This window comes from Rhodococcus sp. UFZ-B548 (assembly GCF_903819475.1).
Taxonomy (GTDB): Bacteria; Actinomycetota; Actinomycetes; order Mycobacteriales; family Mycobacteriaceae; genus Rhodococcus_F; species Rhodococcus_F erythropolis.
Window position 1 is genome coordinate 150,486 of the sequence record NZ_CAIJDS010000001.1, and the last position, 18,854, is coordinate 169,339.

Annotated in this window: 16 protein-coding genes and 1 tRNA gene; 9 read left to right on the forward strand and 8 right to left on the reverse strand. The window is 63.9% G+C overall.

All coding sequences use genetic code 11. The annotated features are described in order from the left end of the window. Positions 1-81: 81 nt before the first annotated feature. Positions 82-735 carry a TetR/AcrR family transcriptional regulator gene (locus H7C86_RS00710; RefSeq protein ID WP_019744652.1) on the reverse strand — a complete coding sequence of 218 codons (654 nt, stop codon included), beginning with the start codon at positions 733-735 and terminating at the stop codon, positions 82-84. A 154-nt stretch (positions 736-889) separates the two neighbouring features. Here H7C86_RS00710 and H7C86_RS00715 point away from each other — a divergent pair. The 6 genes from H7C86_RS00715 to H7C86_RS00740 all read left to right on the forward strand — a co-directional run bounded on the left by H7C86_RS00715 (position 890) and on the right by H7C86_RS00740 (position 7,016). Beyond that, positions 890-960 (forward strand) — tRNA-Gln (locus tag H7C86_RS00715). Between the two features lie 90 nt (positions 961-1,050). Next, complete coding sequence (gene glmU, locus H7C86_RS00720; RefSeq protein WP_019744653.1) at positions 1,051-2,502, forward strand: bifunctional UDP-N-acetylglucosamine diphosphorylase/glucosamine-1-phosphate N-acetyltransferase GlmU; 1,452 nt, start codon at positions 1,051-1,053, stop codon at positions 2,500-2,502. Between the two features lie 91 nt (positions 2,503-2,593). Continuing rightward, on the forward strand, positions 2,594-3,574 hold the full coding sequence (locus tag H7C86_RS00725) for a ribose-phosphate diphosphokinase (RefSeq protein WP_019744654.1): 981 nt from the start codon (positions 2,594-2,596) through the stop codon (positions 3,572-3,574). Between the two features lie 239 nt (positions 3,575-3,813). Then, positions 3,814-4,470, forward strand: coding sequence for a hypothetical protein (locus tag H7C86_RS00730; protein WP_182260928.1), 657 nt, complete (start codon positions 3,814-3,816; stop codon positions 4,468-4,470). A 78-nt stretch (positions 4,471-4,548) separates the two neighbouring features. Next, positions 4,549-6,129 carry an SLC13 family permease gene (locus H7C86_RS00735; RefSeq protein WP_042952518.1) on the forward strand — a complete coding sequence of 527 codons (1,581 nt, stop codon included), beginning with the start codon at positions 4,549-4,551 and terminating at the stop codon, positions 6,127-6,129. Continuing rightward, positions 6,129-7,016, forward strand: coding sequence for a cyclase family protein (locus H7C86_RS00740; protein ID WP_092763176.1), 888 nt, complete (start codon positions 6,129-6,131; stop codon positions 7,014-7,016). The genes H7C86_RS00735 and H7C86_RS00740 overlap by 1 nt, the downstream gene beginning before the upstream one ends. A gap of 3 nt (positions 7,017-7,019) precedes the next feature. On the opposite strand, the gene H7C86_RS00745 is transcribed toward H7C86_RS00740, so the two are convergent. The 6 genes from H7C86_RS00745 to H7C86_RS00770 all read right to left on the reverse strand — a co-directional run bounded on the left by H7C86_RS00745 (position 7,020) and on the right by H7C86_RS00770 (position 13,954). Beyond that, positions 7,020-8,225 (reverse strand): sorbosone dehydrogenase family protein, encoded by a 1,206-nt coding sequence (locus H7C86_RS00745; RefSeq protein ID WP_092763174.1) that lies wholly within the window; start codon positions 8,223-8,225, stop codon positions 7,020-7,022. Positions 8,226-8,357: 132 nt separating this feature from the next. Next, positions 8,358-9,329, reverse strand: a complete 972-nt coding sequence (egtD, locus tag H7C86_RS00750; protein ID WP_029255892.1) for an L-histidine N(alpha)-methyltransferase — start codon at positions 9,327-9,329, stop codon at positions 8,358-8,360. After that, entirely contained in the window at positions 9,326-10,072 is a 747-nt protein-coding gene (gene egtC / locus H7C86_RS00755) for an ergothioneine biosynthesis protein EgtC (RefSeq protein WP_020908572.1), read from the reverse strand. Before egtC ends, egtD begins: the two co-directional genes overlap by 4 nt. A gap of 1 nt (position 10,073) precedes the next feature. Next, entirely contained in the window at positions 10,074-11,381 is a 1,308-nt protein-coding gene (egtB, locus tag H7C86_RS00760; protein WP_182260929.1) for an ergothioneine biosynthesis protein EgtB, read from the reverse strand. Then, positions 11,378-12,601, reverse strand: a complete 1,224-nt coding sequence (gene egtA, locus H7C86_RS00765; RefSeq protein ID WP_182260930.1) for an ergothioneine biosynthesis glutamate--cysteine ligase EgtA — start codon at positions 12,599-12,601, stop codon at positions 11,378-11,380. Before egtA ends, egtB begins: the two co-directional genes overlap by 4 nt. 78 nt (positions 12,602-12,679) lie before the next feature. Continuing rightward, positions 12,680-13,954, reverse strand: coding sequence for an APC family permease (locus H7C86_RS00770; protein ID WP_182260931.1), 1,275 nt, complete (start codon positions 13,952-13,954; stop codon positions 12,680-12,682). Between the two features lie 14 nt (positions 13,955-13,968). On the opposite strand from H7C86_RS00770, the gene H7C86_RS00775 reads away from it, so the two are divergent. Continuing rightward, entirely contained in the window at positions 13,969-15,150 is a 1,182-nt protein-coding gene (locus H7C86_RS00775) for an aminotransferase class V-fold PLP-dependent enzyme (RefSeq protein ID WP_182260932.1), read from the forward strand. Positions 15,151-15,232: 82 nt separating this feature from the next. Next, complete coding sequence (locus H7C86_RS00780) at positions 15,233-16,693, forward strand: FAD-dependent oxidoreductase (protein ID WP_182260933.1); 1,461 nt, start codon at positions 15,233-15,235, stop codon at positions 16,691-16,693. Here H7C86_RS00780 and H7C86_RS00785 read toward each other — a convergent pair. Then, on the reverse strand, positions 16,690-17,895 hold the full coding sequence (locus H7C86_RS00785; protein ID WP_259349007.1) for a GAF domain-containing protein: 1,206 nt from the start codon (positions 17,893-17,895) through the stop codon (positions 16,690-16,692). The genes H7C86_RS00780 and H7C86_RS00785 overlap by 4 nt on opposite strands. Positions 17,896-18,185: 290 nt before the next feature. On the opposite strand from H7C86_RS00785, the gene H7C86_RS00790 reads away from it, so the two are divergent. Beyond that, positions 18,186-18,794: a 50S ribosomal protein L25/general stress protein Ctc gene (locus tag H7C86_RS00790; RefSeq protein ID WP_020908579.1), complete on the forward strand. Its 609-nt coding sequence runs from the start codon at positions 18,186-18,188 to the stop codon at positions 18,792-18,794. The last annotated feature ends 60 nt before the right edge of the window (positions 18,795-18,854 follow it).

Below are 18,854 nucleotides of genomic sequence, written 5' to 3' on the forward strand. Positions count from 1 at the left end.
AGACATTTGCCCATCAAACGATCGTGATACAGCGAACACAGCTTAGACCGCGATCCATCTCTGCGCGGCAGGCGCGCCTGGTTAACCCTCCAATTGTGGGTCGGCTTCCAGATTCGTCAGCCCATTCCAACACAAATTCACGAGGTGAGCGGCGACAACTTCCTTCGACGGAGTCCGTTCGTCGAGCCACCAAGTAGCCGTAGTGGACACCATGCCGACAAGCGCCTGTGCGTACATCGTTGCTAGTCCGGGGTCGAAACCGCGTCTGGAGAAGTCCCCCGCAAGCAGGTAGCCCACCTGACTGATCGCATCGTTGAGCAAGCTCGAATACGTCCCACTGGGCGCAACAACGGACGAATCGCGCACGAGTATCCGAAATCCGTCAGTGTGCTCTTCCACGTAGGTGAGCAAAGCCAACGCAACCCGCTCGACTCGAACTCTCGAGCGATTTTGCGAGAGCGAAGACGTGATCATCTCGAGGAGTCGCGACATCTCCCGGTCCACTACTACGGCGTACAGCCCCTCCTTGCCGCCGAAGTGCTCGTACACGACCGGCTTGGACACGTTTGCTCGCTGGGCGATCTCCTCGATCGACGTCGCTTCGTATCCCCGTTCGGCGAACAATGCCCGCCCGATCTCGATCAGTTGTTGCCGACGTTGGGTACCGGTCATCCGGATCCGTGTCACTCGTTCGGGAACTGGATCCCCGCCACCCGAACCGGACACCGCCGCCATTGTCTTCCTCTCGCCGACACACAAATTACTGCTGTGGACGCTCAGCCTATCGGGACTTCGGGGACCCAATCAGAGGAGCGGTTCGACCTACGGCGGGTCGGCATGCGATTATTCTTGCGCGCGTTCGGCCGCAAGGCTCGGCAATGCGCGGCAATCCGCCGTGGTGTAATGGCAGCACCTCTGATTTTGGTTCAGATAGTTCAGGTTCGAGTCCTGGCGGCGGAGCTGGTGAACAACATGCATTATCCGAGCGGAAATGCGTGTCTTGATCGACAGCTTGATCGACAGTTTGATCGACAGAGGGAGCTCAAACCAGTGCAGACCGCCGTGATCGTTCTCGCAGCGGGTGCCGGTACACGAATGAAGTCGAAGACTCCCAAGGTCCTCCACACTCTTGCCGGACGCAGCATGCTGGCACATTCGCTTCACGCGGCAACCTCACTGAACCCCACGCACCTGGTGACCGTCGTCGGTCACGATCGTGAGCGTGTCACCGAAGCAGTCAACGCAGTCGCGGGTGAACTGGGCCGGCCCGTCACCGTCGCCGTTCAGGACGAGCAGAAGGGCACCGGGCACGCCGTCAGTTGCGGACTCGAAGGTCTGCCGGCCGACTTCGCCGGAACCGTACTCGTGACGGCCGCCGACGTGCCGCTGCTCGACGGCAAGACCATCGCAGACCTCCTCGCTCAGCACACTGCCGCCCCTGCGGCTGCGGTCACGGTGTTGACGTCGACGGCCCTCGACCCCACCGGCTACGGACGGATCCTTCGTACGACGGACGGCGAAGTCAACGCCATCGTCGAAGAGAAGGAAGCCACCGATTCGCAGCGCTCGATCACCGAGGTCAATTCAGGTGTCTACGCCTTCGACTTCGAGACTCTGCGCGATGCGCTGGCGTCTCTCGACTCCAACAACGCACAGCACGAGTTCTATCTCACTGATGTGATCATGATCGCCCGTCGCGCAGGCAAGCGTGTTCGCGCGCAGCACATCGCGGATTCGGTTCTCGTCGCGGGCGCCAACGACCGCGTGCAGCTCTCGACGCTCGCCCGCGAGATGAACCGTCGGATCCTCGAGACGTGGATGCGTGCCGGCGTCACCGTCGTCGATCCGGCGAGCACGTGGATCGATTGCGGAGTGCACATCGCACAGGACGTGACGCTCCTGCCCGGAGTTCAGTTGACCGGCACGACGTCGGTGGGCGAGGACGCCGTGATCGGCCCTGACACCACCTTGGACAACGTGAGCGTCGGGGAGCGCGCGCAAGTCGTCCGCTCCCACGGGACCGACTCCGTGATCGGAGCCGACGCGACCGTCGGTCCTTTCGCCTACCTGCGGCCGGCTACACGCCTCGGTGACCACGGGAAGATCGGCGCATACGTGGAAACGAAGAACGCGGACATCGGCGAGCATTCGAAGATTCCGCATCTTACCTACGTCGGCGACGCCACCATCGGCCATCACAGCAACATCGGGGCTTCGAGCGTCTTCGTCAATTACGACGGCGTGAACAAGAGCCGTACTGTGGTGGGGTCGCATGTGCGAACCGGCTCCGACACGATGTTCGTCGCCCCGCTCACCGTTGGTGACGGCGCATATACCGGGGCCGGAACCGTTCTGCGAAACGACGTACCGCCAGGGGCGCTTGCCGTCTCCGGTGGTTTGCAGCGCAACATCGAGGGCTGGGTTCAGAAGAATCGTCCCGGCACGCCCGCGGCCGATGCTGCAGCAGCAGCTGCACAACCTGACGGCCCTGCAACAACCTGACGGCCCTGCAACAACCTGACAGCCCTGCACTACCTGACAGCACAGATCACCACCAGATCGACCGGCAAGTACAAAAGGATGGCATGAACCAGTGACTGCGAATTGGATCGACAACCAGAAGAACCTGATGTTGTTCTCGGGTCGCGCACATCCCGAGTTGGCGGAGCAGGTGGCGAAGGAACTCGACATCCGCGTCACCCCGCAGACCGCGCGCGACTTCGCGAACGGTGAGATCTTCGTTCGATTCGAAGAGTCGGTTCGCGGCTCCGACGCGTTCGTCCTGCAGAGTCATCCGGCACCGCTGAACACGTGGGTGATGGAGCAGCTCATCATGATCGACGCTCTCAAGCGTGGATCGGCAAAGCGCATCACTGCCGTTCTTCCGTTCTACCCGTACGCCCGCCAGGACAAGAAGCACCGCGGACGCGAGCCGATCTCCGCTCGCCTGATCGCTGACCTGCTCAAGACCGCCGGCGCCGATCGCATCATCACGGTCGACCTGCATACCGATCAGATCCAGGGCTTTTTCGACGGCCCCGTCGATCACATGCACGCACACAGCCAGTTGGCCAACCATATTCGCGCGGGCTACAACCTCGAGAACATCACGGTGGTCTCCCCCGACTCGGGCCGCGTTCGTGTCGCCGAGAAATGGGCCGACTCGCTCGGCGGAGCGCCGCTGGCGTTCATTCACAAGACGCGCGATCCCTTGGTACCCAACCAGGTCAAGTCCAACCGCGTGGTCGGTGATGTCGAAGGTCGCACCTGCATCCTGATCGACGACATGATCGACACCGGCGGAACCATCGCCGGCGCGGTCAAGGTACTCAAGGAGGCCGGAGCGGGTGACGTCGTCATCGCGGCAACCCACGGCGTCCTCTCCGACCCTGCTGCCGAGCGTCTGTCGACGTGTGGCGCAAAGGAAGTTGTTGTCACCAATACACTTCCGATCGACGAGTCGAAGAAGTTCCCGACGCTGACGGTGCTGTCCATCGCACCGCTGCTGGCTCGCACCATCAAGGAAGTTTTCGAGAACGGTTCTGTGACTTCGCTGTTCAACGGCAGCGCCTAGTCTCACGCTGCTCTACGGGCGCGTACCTGTGACTTCACGGTCACTGGTACGCGCCCGTCGTCGTCTTCGTGAACACCACAGAAACAGACCACCCGGTCATCATGAAACCACCTGTGGGACACACGAATACCACCGAATACGGCATTCAGCATGATCTTGATCACGCCCACGACCAGAAACCCAGGTCGATGTTGGGGCGGTGTTCACCGCGCCGCAATCTTCGCCTAGTGTGGCTCGTCGTGATCGACGCGCAAACCCTGGAATCCCGGCCCGAATCTCATTCCCTGAATTCATCAGTTCCGACGATCCGGCGGTGGCGCCCAGGATCTTGTGTCTGGTGCGGAGACGACAACACCGTGGACATGTTCCGCAACGAACCCCGCTGTGGAAAATGTCGTGAAAACGAAGGCATCATCGACGACGCGAAGCGCTTCCTCGGTATGTACGGTCTGCGCCCGCTCGGCGGCACGCTGCAGTCCGACGACGACGAAGAACGCGAGTACCGCGTCAACGCTCGCGAGGCTCGCCGAGTTCTGAACGAAATCCGCATGGACGTCCTTCCCGATGCGGCCGCCGTTCGCAAGGCAATTCGGCCCCGTGCCGCAACGGTTGTCGCCGACACGTCACCCGCACGGGCTTCCCGCCCCGCCAGCACGGGCACAGCGACGCGCGTTGCCGCTCCGGTCAAGACGGACACCGTGGACATCGACACGCTCCAGGCTCGCGTCCTAGGGCTTCTCGATCAGCTCGGTTCGATCGACGAGCAGATCAAGGTCGCCGAACTCGCACAAGGGTTGCCGGCGCGCGCGCGACTGAGCGATCTCAACAAGCAGAAGGCCACGGTTCTTCGCACGCTGGCCGCTCTCGAGAAGGCTCGCATCGCCGCCTCCAACTAATTCCTTCGCGTCCGTCCCACGGCCCCGTCTCCCTTGCGAGACGGGGCCGTTCTGTATGAGCAGGTACCTTTACGAATCGTGAATGACATCACCATCACCTTTGTCGTGCTTGCACTGGTCGTGGCGCTGTTCGTGATCGGCCGAATCCCGGTCGGCATCATCGCGATCGGCACTGCCCTGGCGCTCTACGCCACCGGTGTCATCACGATGGAGCAGACGCTTGCCGGATTCGGCGATCCCACGGTGGTGTTCATCGCCGCGCTCTTCGTCGTCAGCGAAGCCCTCGACGCCACCGGTGTCACCACGTGGGCGGGCGAGAAACTACTGGCGAAAGTCGGCGAATCCCGTGTCCGCCTCTTGAGTGCGATCATGTTGCTGGTTGCCGCGTTGACCGCATTGATCAGCGTCAACGGAGCCGTAGCCGCGCTGGTGCCGATGGTGGTCGTCTTGGCAGTGCGTCTCGGTAAGTCGACGTCACAACTGCTTCTGCCGTTGGCATTTGCCGCCCATGCCGGTTCGATGCTCACCTTGACCGGAACACCGGTCAACATCATCGTTTCCGAAGCCGCCGAGGAATCCGGGGCCGGTGCTTTCGGGTTCTTCAGTTTCACCTTGGTCGGTGCGCCGCTCGTTTTGGGAACGATCGCGATCGCCGTACTTCTCGGTCCTCACGTCCTCCCCCATCGTGCGGGGACGTCGATGTCGCCTGACCTGAGCCGGCACGCCAAGACCCTCGCGAAGCAGTATCAGTTGATGGGCAAGGATGCGCCGTCCGCAGAGCCCTTGATCACCAAGCACGACGGTGTGGTCGAAGTGATAATCCCGCCGCGCTCGGAAATGATCGGCGACAGGGCCTTTCCCGGCATGGTGACCGACAGTGGCGATCTGGTGATCCTCGCGGTCCAGCGTGCCGGTGAGGACTGCGGCCCGAAGGGCGTCAAGTTGGCGGCAGGTGACACGCTCCTCCTGCAAGGCAGCTGGGACGATCTCGACACCCACACCGCGGTCGATCCGAATGTCCTCGTGGTCGACGCACCTGGTCAGATCCGTAAGCAGGCAGCGCCGTTGGGAACTCGCGCGGTCATCGCCCTCGTCGTCGTCGCGGCGATGGTCGTGTTGCTGACCTTCGGATTGGTGCCGTCGGCGATAGCCGGACTCCTCGCGGCGTGTGCGATGGTTTTGTTACGAGTGATCAGCGTGGAGCAAGCGCATCGGTCCATCTCGTGGACCACGTTGATTCTCGTCGGCGGAATGATCCCGCTCTCGACCGCGATCCAGCAGACCGGCGCAGCCGAGAAACTCGCTCATGCCTTCGTCGACGTCGTCGGTGGTGCAAGCCCGTATGTCGTCGTCGCCGGACTCTTCGTCGTGACGGCGACGCTGGGTCAGCTGATCAGCAACACCGCGACCGCGCTGATCATCACGCCGATCGCCATCTCGGTCGCCAGCGAACTCGATATCTCGGTGCTGCCCCTTCTGATGACGGTGACTGTCGCTGCCGCAGCCTCCTTCCTGACGCCCGTCGCCACTCCCGCGAACATGATGGTGATGGGACCTGGCGGATACAAGTTCGGCGACTACTGGAAGCTCGGACTCCCGATGTTGTTGTGGTTCCTGGTAGTTGCGACGGTGTTGATCCCAGTGATCTGGAGGTTCTGATGTGCTCGCCGAAGGTGTTGTCGGAGGTCTACGAATCGATCGGACGAGAGGGCAGGAAAGTCAGCCGACGATCGATGTTCGCGGCGCTCGGCACTACTGCGCTCGGTGCGACCGTCGTGGCCGGCGCGGTGCAGCCCACTGCGTCGGCAGCGCCATCGGGTCGGACCATCGTCGATCTGACCCATGTACTGACGCCGGATTTCCCGGTGTGGCCGGGCGCGCGCTCGTTCGAGATGCGGAACCTGGCGAAGATCGCCGACGCCGGCGGGTCCATGGGCTCGCTCGGGTCCGCTGGCTTCGGCGGAAACTTCTACCTCAACGAACTCCGCCTCGAGGAACACACCGGTACGCACATCGACGCGCCCGCGCACGCCAGTGCGGACGGAATCACCGTCGAGAAGATTCCGGTCGCCGACCTCGTCGTACCGATTGCGGTCGTCGATATCAGCGCCCGAGCCGCCGTCGACCCTGACTCGTTGCTCACCCTCCAGGACATCCTCGATTGGGAAGCCGTCCACGGGACGATCTCTCCTCGCAGCCTGGTTGCGATGAACTCGGGTTGGGATACTCGGGCCGGTGCCGGTGGTTCCTTCACGAATCGAGATGCACTCGGCGTGCAACACACTCCGGGATTCGCCCCCGAAGCGATCGACTTTCTCGTCCGCGAGCGCGACATAGTGGCCGTGGGTTCTGACACCCTCAGCATCGACGCGGGCCGAAGCACCACCCACGGGGCTCACCGAAGCGCTTTGGGCTCAGGAAAGTACGCAGTCGAAGCCCTCGCGAACCTGTCCGCACTTCCGGCCGTCGGCGCCACGGTGATGGTGGGAGCGCCGACGCATGCGGGTGGTTCGGGTGGTCCGTGCCGGGTCATCGCCTGGTATTGAAGATCAGGGCGTTGGCGTCACCCGCAGCACCTTGTCGCCTGCTCCGTTGTCGGTCGTCACCAGGAGCGAGCCGTCCGGCGTCGGAGTCACTGAGCGCAAGCGCCCGAACTGGTTCACCAATCCGAAGGTCTGCGCGTCGACCGAGCGTCCGTCGGCACTGAGGCGGAGGAAAATCAGTTCCTTGCTCTTGAGACCACCCATCACGAGTGCACCGTCCCAGGCGCCCCACGCCGCTCCGCCCGTGAAGGCAGCGCTGGCGGTAGCCAACGTGGAGCTACCCGAACGCCACACCGCCGCAATTGCTCCCGGCACTCGCACGGGATCGGTCATCGGCACGGATTCGTCGTACGTTCCGGGAAGCCGATCCGGGCGGTAGCCGTAATTTCCGCCGGGGGTAAGCAGGTTGACTTCGTCGTCGACGCTTGTGCCCTGTTCAACCGAGTAGACCCGGCCGGTTCCAGGTTGCACGGCCAAGCCTTGGACGTTGCGATGCCCGAGCGTGTAGACGGGGCTGCCTGCATTCGGATTCCCCGCTGCTGGAGATCCGTCGGCGTTGATGTGCAAGACCTTGCCGCCCAGCGAATTCGGATCCTGCGGAACGCTCGGCGTCGCGGTGTCACCCGTCCCGACGAACAGCGTTCCGTCCTGGGCCGCCAGAATTCGGCAACCCCCGTGACGCCCGGACGAGACCGGGATTCCTGGCAATACGGTTCCGGTTCGAGTGAGGGCGGTCCATCCGGCGTCGACGGTCCACGAGATCACTCGAACGTCCGTGACTCCCCCAGCGCTGAATCCCTGGCAGGTGTACAGGGTGCGCGACTGAGCGAAGTCGCGAGCAAGCGCGATGCCCATGAGCCCGGTTTCGGACTGAGCGTAGAGATCCGAAAGGTCAGCAGAGACTGGACCTGTCGTGTTGTCGCTTCGGCGAACGAAGAATCCGCCGGACCGTTCCCCGGTCAGGATCGCGCCGTCCGGGGCTGCCACGACGTCCCAGGGGTGATCGAGTCCGTCGACGAGTGTGGTGACCGACAGCTGCGGGAGGGTGTTCTCTATGGGAATGTCCGGGTCGTCACCGCCCAGCGATCCGGTACTGCCGTTGCCGAAACTGCCGGGGTCGAAGGGGAAGGGTTGAGCCACGCTCTGCGTTACCGGCATCACCAGTACTGCAGTCAGGGCCACGGTCAATGCGGCGAGCTTCGGATGACGCACGCGTTCTCCTCGGGTCGGAAACCGTTCTGCGCCTCACTATAAACAGACAAATCGGTCTGCGCTGCCGGAACCGAGCGCACAGAAGTCGTTCCCAGACGCGGAAACCCGCGTTTCGAGTCGATTAGTGAACGCTCACGCCCGCTGCGCGCACAACAGCGCGAAGCGCTGATCCTGATCCGTCCACACCTTCCGCACCCCAAAGCCCGCGGATGCGAGCTCCGCGGCAATCCCGTCCTCGGTGAACTTCGCCGAGATCTCGGTGCGCAGCTGCTCGCCCGCTGCGAAGGTGATCTCCAGATCCAGGTCGTCGATATGCACCGAGAGTTCACGAAGTGCTTCCAACCGCATTTCGATCCACTGGTTCTCGGCATCCCAGAGCGCGACGTGACGGAAGTCTTCCAAGGGAAAGTTCGCTCCCAGTTGCTTGTTCAGGACCGCGAGAACGTTGAGGTTGAACTGCGCAGTCACGCCGGCAGCGTCGTCGTAGGCGGGCACGAGAACCGCCGGATCGATCACCAATCCCACCCCCAGGATCAGGTTCTCCCCCGGAGCGAGCACCGCTGCGATTCCCGAGAGGAACTCGGCTCGTTCTGCGGGAACGAGATTACCGAGAGTTCCGCCGAGAAAAGCGACCGCGCGCCGTCCACCACCGGGCAAATGATGCAGCGAACCGGTGAAGTCGCTGACCACTCCGAGCACGTCGATTCCGGGAAACTCGGCACCGACTTGCTGCGCCGCGCCTTCGAGGGCCGTCACCGAAACATCCTGCGGTACATACGTTCGCAGAGTTCCGCGAGCCGTCATCGCGTCGAGGAGTAACCGCGTCTTCTCCGAGGAACCTGAACCCAGTTCGATCAGGATCTCGGGTTCGGTCAACGCCGCGATCTCGTCGGCGTACTGCGTGAGCAGGCCGCGTTCGGTACGGGTGGGGTAATACTCGGGTAAGGCCGTGATCTCCTCGAACAGTTCACTTCCACGCGCGTCGTAGAACCATTTGGGCGAGAGCCACTTCGGCGTTGCGCTGAGCCCCTCCCTGGCCTCGGCTCGCAGTGCGTCGACCGATTCGGCCGGTGTCAGATAAACCTCGAGCGTAGGGGTTTTCATTTTTCTCCCATCGGGATCGGGGTGATGATCACATGGCCGGGACGCGCGCAGACGATGTGCCGGTCCGGCACCTGCTCCCAGTCCGGGGATCGATCGAACGGTTCGGAAACGATCAGGGCCCGCGACTCGTCGACCCGCGTGTACAACGTGTGGCCCCACGCCGTGGCCCACAGTTCCTGCCCGTCGCCGAACAGGAGGTTCAATCGTGAATCCGGCGCCGCCGCAGCCACATCGTGAACGAGGCTCGTCACGGCGACCTCCGCGGGCTTCGACTTCAACCGATGCCGAAGCACTGTCCACAACAAGGCAGCATCCGTCGGGGCGGGCATCTTCAGCAGTTCGACGGCCGGAACTTCTGCCGCCAAGTCGGCAAGTGATCCAGGCCAACCGGATACGGCTCCGTTGTGACTGAAGGCGTAGGTTCCGTCGACGAACGGTGCGCAGGCACCGATCTCGACGGCCATCCCCTCCGTCGCGGAACGCACGGCGGCGAGGACGGCTCCGGAACCTATGTGGGACAACGTCTCGTCGACTGTCGGGTCCGACCAGATCGGCGAGATACTGCGGTACCGTCCCTGCCTTCCACCGTTCCACCACACCGCACCGAATCCGTCGGCATTGATGGTCCCGCCGCCACGCATCTCGCGAGGTGCCCACGACTGTCGCATCAGTGAGTTCTCGCCGTCGTGGATGAGTTCACGAACCGAACGTGGCGGCCCGAGATACCCGAGGTGCCGACACATGTCAGGGTCTACCCGAAATCGTTCTGGCGCAACGAAAACCCGAGAAGATCTGGCGCCTGATCGGATGGTCCCAGTTACGGAACGTCCCACGACAGGCAACACTGTCGGTCCCGAACGATCCCCCTCGCAACACCTTGTAGTCGCCGCCGAAGAATACCTCCGAGTACTCCCGATACGGGAAAGCCCGGAAACCCGGATACGGATGGAAACCCGAAGACGTCCACTCCCATACGTCGCCGATCAACTGCTCGACACCCGCTGCTGACGCCCCTGCTGGGTACGAGCCGACGCCGGCGGGGCCGAGATGGCGTTGACCGAGATTGGCGAGATTCTCGTCTGCGGAGACGTCCCCCCAGGGGAACCGTCGTGATCTTCCGGATTCCGGATCCCAGCGCGCGGCCTTTTCCCATTCCGCCTCGGTGGGAAGCCGTTTGCCTGCCCAGCTGGCGTAGGCCTCGGCCTCGTAGTAGCTCACATGCACGACCGGCTTGTCCGGCGGAACCGGAGCCTCGACGCCGAAAGTCTCGTGCCACCAACCCGAACTGTCGTGTTCCCAGAACAGGGGTGCACGCAGTTTCGCGTCGACGCGATGCCGCCAACCGTCGCGAGACCACAGTTCCGGTCGGGAATACCCGCCGTCCTCGATGAATTCGACGAACTGCCCGTTCGTGACCGGGAATCTGTCGATCGCGAAGTCGGTGAGATAGACCTGATGCACAGTGCGCTCGTTGTCGAGTGCCCACGGTTCGTCGTCGGTCCCCATGACGAAGGGGCCGGCCGCGATGGTGACCTCGTCGAGTTCCGGCATGCGGGCCGCTTGCGGAGCGGGAGTCGCAACGAGTGCCGTGGGCCCCGAACGCAATTGGTGGGTTGCGAGCATGGTCTCGGCGTGTTGCTGCTCGTGCTGCGCGATCATCCCGAAGGCAAAACCGTCCACGTCGAGTTCTGTACGACCGAACGTGCTGGCTTCGAGCACATCCCAGACCTTCCCCCGGACCGTACGTACGTATTCGCGCGCCTCGGCCGGGTTGAGCAGGGGAAGTGTGGGTCTCGACGATCTCGAATGCTTGAAAGCGTCGTACAGCTCGTCTATGTCGCTACGCACCGGATCGCGGCCACCGACATCACGCACCAACCAGAGTTCCTCTTGATTACCGATGTGCGCCAGGTCCCACACGAGTGGACTCATCAACGGGGAATGCTGAGCGATCAATTCGGTATCGTCGACGCAGTCGGTGAGCAGCGTCGACCGCTCACGCGCTCGCAGAAGTACGGCCTCGACCGCTTCCTTGGTGATCTCCCCCGTCATGTGTCGCTCTCACCGGGCACGATTGCGCGACAACACCGTTCGGCTGCGGCATCGAGAAGACGAACGAACTGCGGCTCTGGCGCGTACGACGCGGCGAGCGACATCAGAGAGGTTGCAGCCGAACGCAGTTCGACATCGTCCAATCCGTACTCCGCCGCGTCTCGCCACCGCCCGGCCGTAGATGCTGCAGCATCACTGGCCTCCCTCATCACGGCAGGCCCGGACAGCAACGCGTCGATCGCTGCTACCGGTACTCGCCACAGATCTCCCGGCTGCGCATCGATGTAGCGAACCTCCAGATGCCCGACGGCGCGAACCGGCGGGAACAGCGTGGACAGGTGATAGTCCAAGTCTGCCCAGACGGGTCGGCGTCCGATCTCGGCATCCACAGCGCCGTCTATCCAGTCTCCGAAAGTGGCACCCCGCGGAGCCGTCCAATCGTCACCCTCGTTTCGCACACACATCAGCGGAACATCGAGCGCCCAGCCGGCGTAGTCCTGCACTTCCGGGACTGCGACCGTTCGCCAGGAATCGAGTTCGAGCCACGTCCGCATGCGTTGGGACGCCCAATCTCCCTTCGGAACCCCTTGCAAGCGTGGAGAACACGCAAACGCTGCGATGAGAGCCGGGCCCATGTCCCCGAGGAGCCGCCAACGCTGGGCGATGGACTCCGGGCTGCCGCCGGCATCGATACTGATCTGTACTGCCGCGGTATTGCACATCATCAAGGTGCCGTACGGTCCTATCCCGGCGAAGCGGGATTCCATTGCGCAATAACGCGGCAGCCGGAGAATCCGGGAAGGTGGGCGGGCGACGTCGGCCGCCGCCGAACTGATTTCGATGGAGTACGGCGCGAGGAGTGTTTCGAGAGTACGACGGTCGTCGTCGAGGCAGTCACACAGTTCGCGAGCGGACGTGCGCGGCGCTGAGGAGAGTTCTATTTGTCCGCCAGGTTCTACGGTGACGAGGCTGCCACGCGGAAGCGGTGCCGCCGGTGAATCCGGGTCGATACTGGTGGGTGCATGTCGCCCGAGTGCCCTTGCCAGAGTCGCGGCTGACGGCCTCTCTCCACCGGGAACGTGGCTGGTCAGCCACTCGAGCTCAGCTCCTACCAAGCGGGGTGGCCCCTGTTTGAAGCACACACCACCGACGTAGGCCTCGGCCGCAGGACGCGAATCCACCTGCGTGGTCTGTGCTGCTGTCAACGCTGCTGTCACCATTCGACTTCCCCTTCGGGCGGTCTTCGCGGTCGCTACCGACGATAGAACGCCAACGTCCGAGATGCACCCTTTGTGGTGTTACGTGTCGTTGAATTTCTTCAGTCGTATCCACCGGTACCCACAACCGGCCAGAACAACACCTACCCCCGAAACAACCGCAATCCACGGAAGTGTGACCACCAGAACGACACAACCAGCCGCGCCGACCGCTTGCAGCCACTTCGGATACATCCGGTCCACCCCGCGCTGGCTGTACGCACTCACGTTCGCGACGAGGTAGTAGAGCAGCACTCCGAACGACGAAAAGCCGATCACCCCACGAAGATCGGTTGTCGACACCAAAACGATCACGACAGCACCGACCACAAGTTCCGCATGGTGAGGTACCTCGAACCGTGGGTGGACGGCTGACAGGGCAACCGGCAGATCACGCTCGCGTGCCATCGCCATCGCCGTACGGCTCACCCCCGCGATCAGAGCCAGCAGCGCCCCCGCCGACGCCGCCGCGGCACCGATCACCACTACGGGAACTGCCCAGTTCCACCCGGTCGCGCCCACTGCATCGGCCAAGGGCCGTGCCGAGTTCGCCAGCCGATCAGGTCCTAACGTCACCAACAGCACCACTGCTACCAGTGCATAGAGGATGACGGCGACGGTGAGAGCAATCAGGATCGCCCGCGGAATCGTGCGGCGCGGATCGCGCACTTCCTCCCCCAGCGTCGCGATCCTGGCGTAGCCGGCGAAGGCGAAGAACAGCAGCCCCGCCGATTGCAGGATTCCGTACCACGACCCGAACGCGAGATCCGGGAGCTCGCGCACTGCACCAGGACCGACGACGGCAACCAGCAGCGCTACGCACAGTGCTGTCGCCGACACAGCGACGATCACCCTGGCCATGTGCGCCGTCCGCGTCACTCCGCGGTAGTTGACTGCAACCAGCGCCGCCACCACCAATACCGCGACGGGAACACGCCAGGCGGTAGGCGCAACATACGTCGCGAAAGTCAGGGCCATTGCCGCGCAACTCGCGGTCTTCCCGATCACGAACGACCAGCCTGCGGCAAACCCCCACCAGGGTCCGAGCTGCTCACGTCCGTAGACGTAGGTCCCACCTGACGTGGGGTATCTGGCCGCAAGCTGCGCCGACGACGTCGCGTTGCAGAATGCGATGAACGCTGCAATCGCCAGGCCCACAAGCAACCCGGTACCGGCTACTGCGGCAGCGGGCGCGAACACCACGAAGACTCCGGCGCCGATCATCGCGCCGAGGCCGATCACCACGGCATCGGCCGTGCCCAGCCTTCGCTCCATCGGGACAGCTTCGTTCACAGGTAGTTTGAACCACACCGACATGAACGGAAGGTGCCATGTTCGATCTCGACACGATCCGCCGCGACACTCCCGGATGCCTCGACAAGGTGTTCCTCGACAGCGCGGGATCCTCGCTCCCGCCCGAGCCGGTGCTGACCACGATGATCGAGCACCTGCGACGTGAAGCCGACGTCGGCGGATACGTCGCAGCTGCTCGTCAGAGCGGCGCCCTGGCTGCTGTTCCGCATTCGCTGGCCCGGGTCATCGGCGCTCAGGCAACCGATATCGCGTTGACGGACAGCGCGACCCGCGCGTGGAACGACTTCTTCGCCTCGGTTTCGCTCGGACCTGGTGATCGAATCCTCATCAGCGGAGTCGAATACGCGAGCAACGCCATCGCCGCGCTGGGGCGGGCGCGTTCGACCGGCGCCCACGTCGAGATCATCCCGAGCGATCAGTACGGACGCATCGACCTCGACGCACTCGAGAACATGCTCGACGATCGGGTTCGCCTCGTCTCCGTCGTCCACGTCCCCACCAACGGCGGCCTGATCAACCCCGTCCGCGAGGTCGTCGAATTGGCCAGAGCCCATGGCTCTCTCGTTCTGCTCGACGCGTGCCAGTCCTTCGGCCAGTTGCCCATCGACGTCACCGAACTCGGCATCGACGCCCTCAGCGCCACCGGCCGCAAGTGGCTCCGCGGGCCACGCGGAACCGGATTCCTGTACGTCCGCCCCGGACTCGTCGACGCGCTCGAACCCGCTGCGATGGACCTGCACGGAGCGGAATGGACGAGCGAGAACAGCTTCGTCCCCGCACCGGACGCAACACGATTCGAACTCTGGGAGACGAGTGTCGCTGCGCGCCTGGGTCTTGGCGTCGCCGCCGATTATCTGCTCTCGATCGGCACCGACACGGTGTGGGCACAGATCGAATCCAGAGCAGTCGCGCTGCGGCAAGGGCTGGCATCGATTCCCGGAGTCGACGTCCACGATCGAGGAACCCAGCTGAGCGGCATCGTTTCCTTCACCGTCGAAGGTTTTTCCGAGCACCTCGTGCGGGATCAGCTTGCAGCACAGAACATCACCGTCACCGTCAGCGGTCGCGGGTCCACGCTCCTCGACATGGATGCACGCGGGCTCGACGCCGTGGTTCGCGCATCGCCGCACTACTTCGTCGACGAAGCGGACCTGGACGCATTCCTTGGCGCGGTCAGGAGATTACAAACCTCCCGTTGACCGGGACCACGCCTGATCCGCGGAAGTCGAAACTGCAACTGTGTGGTGATCAGTAGTTTCGTCTTCCGAAAGGACGCTTCGCATGGCCGACCCGACCGTCAGACCGATCTCCGCTGCAGACATCACCACCTGGGACTACGAGGCCGACGTCGTCGTCGCGGGATACGGCATCGCCGGCGTCACCGCTGCGATCGAAGCAGCGCGTGCCGGCGCCGAGGTGCTCGTCCTGGAGCGGACGGGCGGTTGGGGCGGAGCCGCGTCACTGGCTGGTGGATTCATCTACCTGGGCGGTGGAACGCCGTTGCAGAAGGCGTGTGGGTTCGAGGACTCGGTCGAGAACATGAAGACGTTCATGAAGGCAGCGCTCGGCCCCGGAACCGACGACACGAAGATCGACGCGTACTGCGAGGGCAGCGTCGATCACTACAACTGGCTCGTCGACGCCGGGGTCCCGTTCAAGGAATCGTTCTGGGGTCAGCCCGGCTGGGAACCGCCGTACGACGACGGCCTCATGTACTCGGGCGGCGAGAACGCCGCACCGTTCAACGCGCTCGTCGATCCCGCGCCCCGCGGACACGTCCCGCAGATGAGCGAGAAGAAGACCGGCGAGCAGGGCGGCGGCTACATGCTGATGAAGCCACTCGTCGAGACGGCCGAAAAGCTCGGTGTCCGTGCAGAATACGATCTGCGTGTCCAGACTTTGGTGGTCGACGGCGATCGGGTCGTGGGAGTTGTCGCCAAGCGCTACGGCAAGGACGTCGCGATTCGTGCCCGCAAAGGCGTCGTGCTTGCGATGGGCAGTTTCGCGTACAACAACGAGATGGTGCGCTCGAACGCACCGCGTATCTTCGGTCACCCGGCGGCCTCCATCGAGGCGCACGACGGCCGCGCAATCCAGATCGGTCAGGCCCTGGGCGCCGACACCGCACACATGGACGCCACCGAGGTCGCGTTCTTCTGCGACCCACAGTTGATGGTGCGCGGGATTCTTGTCAACGGCCGTGGTCAGCGATACATCCCCGAAGACACCTACCCGGGCCGCATCGGGCAGGCAACCTTGTTCCAGCAGGACAACCAGGCATTCCTCGTGATCGACGAAGCTGCGTACGAGGAAGGCATGAATGCCGAATCGTCCAGTGCGCAGTTGCGGGGGCAGCCGACCTGGGTGGCGGAAACCGTCGAGGAACTCGAAGCCGAGATGGGGCTTCCCGCCGGATCGCTGCAATCGACCGTCGACCTCTACAACCGTCACGCGGCTGAAGGGTCCGACCCGGTGCTCGGCAAGAAGTCCGAGTGGGTCAAGCCGATCGTCGGCCCGTTCGCGGCAATCGATCTACGTGGCCGCACAGGCGGATTCACGCTGGGAGGATTGAAGACAACCGTCGATTCCGAGGTTCTGCACGTCTCGGGTGCGCCGATCCCCGGACTGTTCGCGGCAGGCCGTTGCACGTCCGGTGTCTGCGCAGGTGGTTACGCCAGCGGAACCAGTCTCGGCGACGGCAGCTTCTTCGGACGTCGTGCCGGAATCAGCGCAGCGCGCTAGGTCACCACAACCCGCACGCCGTCGGCAAAGCGGTACGGCTGAGTCTGCAGAACCGCGCCGAGGTGTTTCCTCAATCTGGACACCTCGGCGCGCACTGCCACCACATGCTCGCGATCACCGAAGAGCACTTCGCTCAGGCCTGCGGCATCCACGCCAGCCGATCCCACAGCTGCCAGCGCACGCAAGATCTGAGCGTGACGCGGCGAAAGCGCGCGCGTCCAGTTTGCATCACCACGCACCGTCACCTGCGGCGATGCACCGAGGGACAGCTCGAGCTCGATCACCGGCCCGCCGACGCCGGTGCGCAACAGCCAGCCGTCACCGAGCGGCTCAGGCAGACACATCCCAAGACCTGGCACGACGACGGGCTTGCCCGCACTGGGTGCCGCCACGCGGTCAGGTGCGGCAATCCCACTGGCGCCGGCCACCCAGCCGAACTCGTCGACCACCAATGCCGGACCCGTGCCCGCCGCGAACAACGGCGCCGCCCACGAGCGCAGGCGATCGAGCTGAGCTGCATGCTCGCGCCACAGCGTCGCCTCCGCGAGGCGAACCGCGGTGCGAACCAGCGCGACAGTGGTGGGATGCACCGAGGCTGCGGACCCGCTGATGTCCACCACACCCAGGATCTCGCCTGTCCGGGGGTCGTGCACAGGTGAGCCGGTACATGACCAATTGTGATGCGTCGGCGCATAGTGCTCGGCCGAGAAGAGTTGCACCGCAGAATCTTCGATCAGCGCGGTACCGATCGCGTTGGTACCCACCGACTGCTCCGACCAGCGCGCGCCTTCGGCGAACCCGAGTGCGTCCGCCGCACGTTTGACGGTCTTCGCCCCTTCGCGCCAGAGCAGGACACCGTCGGCGTCGGCAACGACCACGATGAAGCCTGCGTCCTCGGCGACCTCGGTGAGCGTGGTTCTCAGTTCGGGCAGAACGCTGCGCAGCGCGGTACGCGAACGCCTCGACTCCAACTCGGAGAAATCGGCGACAGCGGACGCGCCGCAATGATCGGGCGCGAGCCCACCCGCAGCCACCCGCGACCACGATCGCGCCACGACGGTCCGCGGCTGCGCCGGTGGTTCCTGCCCCGAGAGAACTGCGTCGTGCACCCGGCTCAGAAGGCGCGCATGTTGCGACAGGTCGGTACCCGGCACGACGGCACCGAGCCGACTGCCTTCGGGAGCGCTCCCCACGGTGGTCACTCCGTCAGGCTACCGCTTTCGATGTGACGCGAACCACGTCCACACGGCCAGGTCCCCACCACCTGCGATTAGCGGCGGGGAGCAAACTCCGGTAACGTATCCAAAGTTGTCTCGGCGAGGGTGAATCGCAGCAGTTCCACACGTTGCAGGTTTACCGTGATCGACGCGGCTACGGCTCAGCTCGAGCGTTTCGCTCCTGGCCGTGTGCGCGCCTGTCCGCCTTGCCGCAGGCAAAACCACACGTCAGTAAACCGAGCACGAACCCCGTGAGTTGTAGGAGCCGTTTCATCATGTCTGAAGAAAACAACCTCGTCGCCGTCGTCCGCACCGAATTCGGCAAGGGCGCAGCTCGCCGCGCACGTCGCGACGGCCAGGTCCCCACGGTTCTGTACGGCCACGGCGAGGATCCCCGCCACCTCAACGTGCCGGCTCGCGACTTCGCTCGCATCCTCCGCGCACAGGGCACCAACGCCATCCTCACCCTCGACATCGAGGGCACGGAGCAGGTTGCACTGACCAAGTCGGTCGTCGTGCACCCCATCCGCAGCTACATCGAGCACGCTGACCTCCTCGTCATCAAGAAGGGCGAGAAGGTCACCATCGACGTTCACGTCGTAGTCGTCGGTGACGCTGCTGCAGGCACCATGGTCGCGCAGGATGCATCGACCATCTCCATCGAGGCAGACGCCCTCCACATCCCCGAGCAGATCGAGGTCTCGGTCGAGGGCCTCGAAATCGGCACCCAGATCCTGGCAAGCCAGCTCGAACTGCCCGCCGGCTCCGTCCTGCAGGCTGACGCCGACACCCTGATCGTCAACGTCGTTGCTGCACCGACCGAGGCTGACCTCGAAGAGGGCGCAGAAGCTCCCGCCGCCGACGAGGCTGCAGAAGAGGCCTGATCCTCTCGGTTCCAACAGAACTCACTGCGCGCGGCGCGTCATTCCGATTCGGAGTGACGC

What these genes read in the sequence shown, in the direction of transcription:
- H7C86_RS00710 (WP_019744652.1), bottom strand. Translation starts at nt 735, where the DNA reads ATGGCGGCGGTGTCCGGTTCGGGTGGCGGGGATCCAGTTCCCGAACGA.
- H7C86_RS00740 (WP_092763176.1), top strand. Translation starts at nt 6,129, where the DNA reads ATGTGCTCGCCGAAGGTGTTGTCGGAGGTCTACGAATCGATCGGACGA.
- egtD (WP_029255892.1), bottom strand. Translation starts at nt 9,329, where the DNA reads ATGAAAACCCCTACGCTCGAGGTTTATCTGACACCGGCCGAATCGGTC.
- egtC (WP_020908572.1), bottom strand. Translation starts at nt 10,072, where the DNA reads ATGTGTCGGCACCTCGGGTATCTCGGGCCGCCACGTTCGGTTCGTGAA.
- egtB (WP_182260929.1), bottom strand. Translation starts at nt 11,381, where the DNA reads ATGACGGGGGAGATCACCAAGGAAGCGGTCGAGGCCGTACTTCTGCGA.
- egtA (WP_182260930.1), bottom strand. Translation starts at nt 12,601, where the DNA reads ATGGTGACAGCAGCGTTGACAGCAGCACAGACCACGCAGGTGGATTCG.
- H7C86_RS00770 (WP_182260931.1), bottom strand. Translation starts at nt 13,954, where the DNA reads ATGTCGGTGTGGTTCAAACTACCTGTGAACGAAGCTGTCCCGATGGAG.
- H7C86_RS00775 (WP_182260932.1), top strand. Translation starts at nt 13,969, where the DNA reads ATGTTCGATCTCGACACGATCCGCCGCGACACTCCCGGATGCCTCGAC.
- H7C86_RS00780 (WP_182260933.1), top strand. Translation starts at nt 15,233, where the DNA reads ATGGCCGACCCGACCGTCAGACCGATCTCCGCTGCAGACATCACCACC.
- H7C86_RS00790 (WP_020908579.1), top strand. Translation starts at nt 18,186, where the DNA reads ATGTCTGAAGAAAACAACCTCGTCGCCGTCGTCCGCACCGAATTCGGC.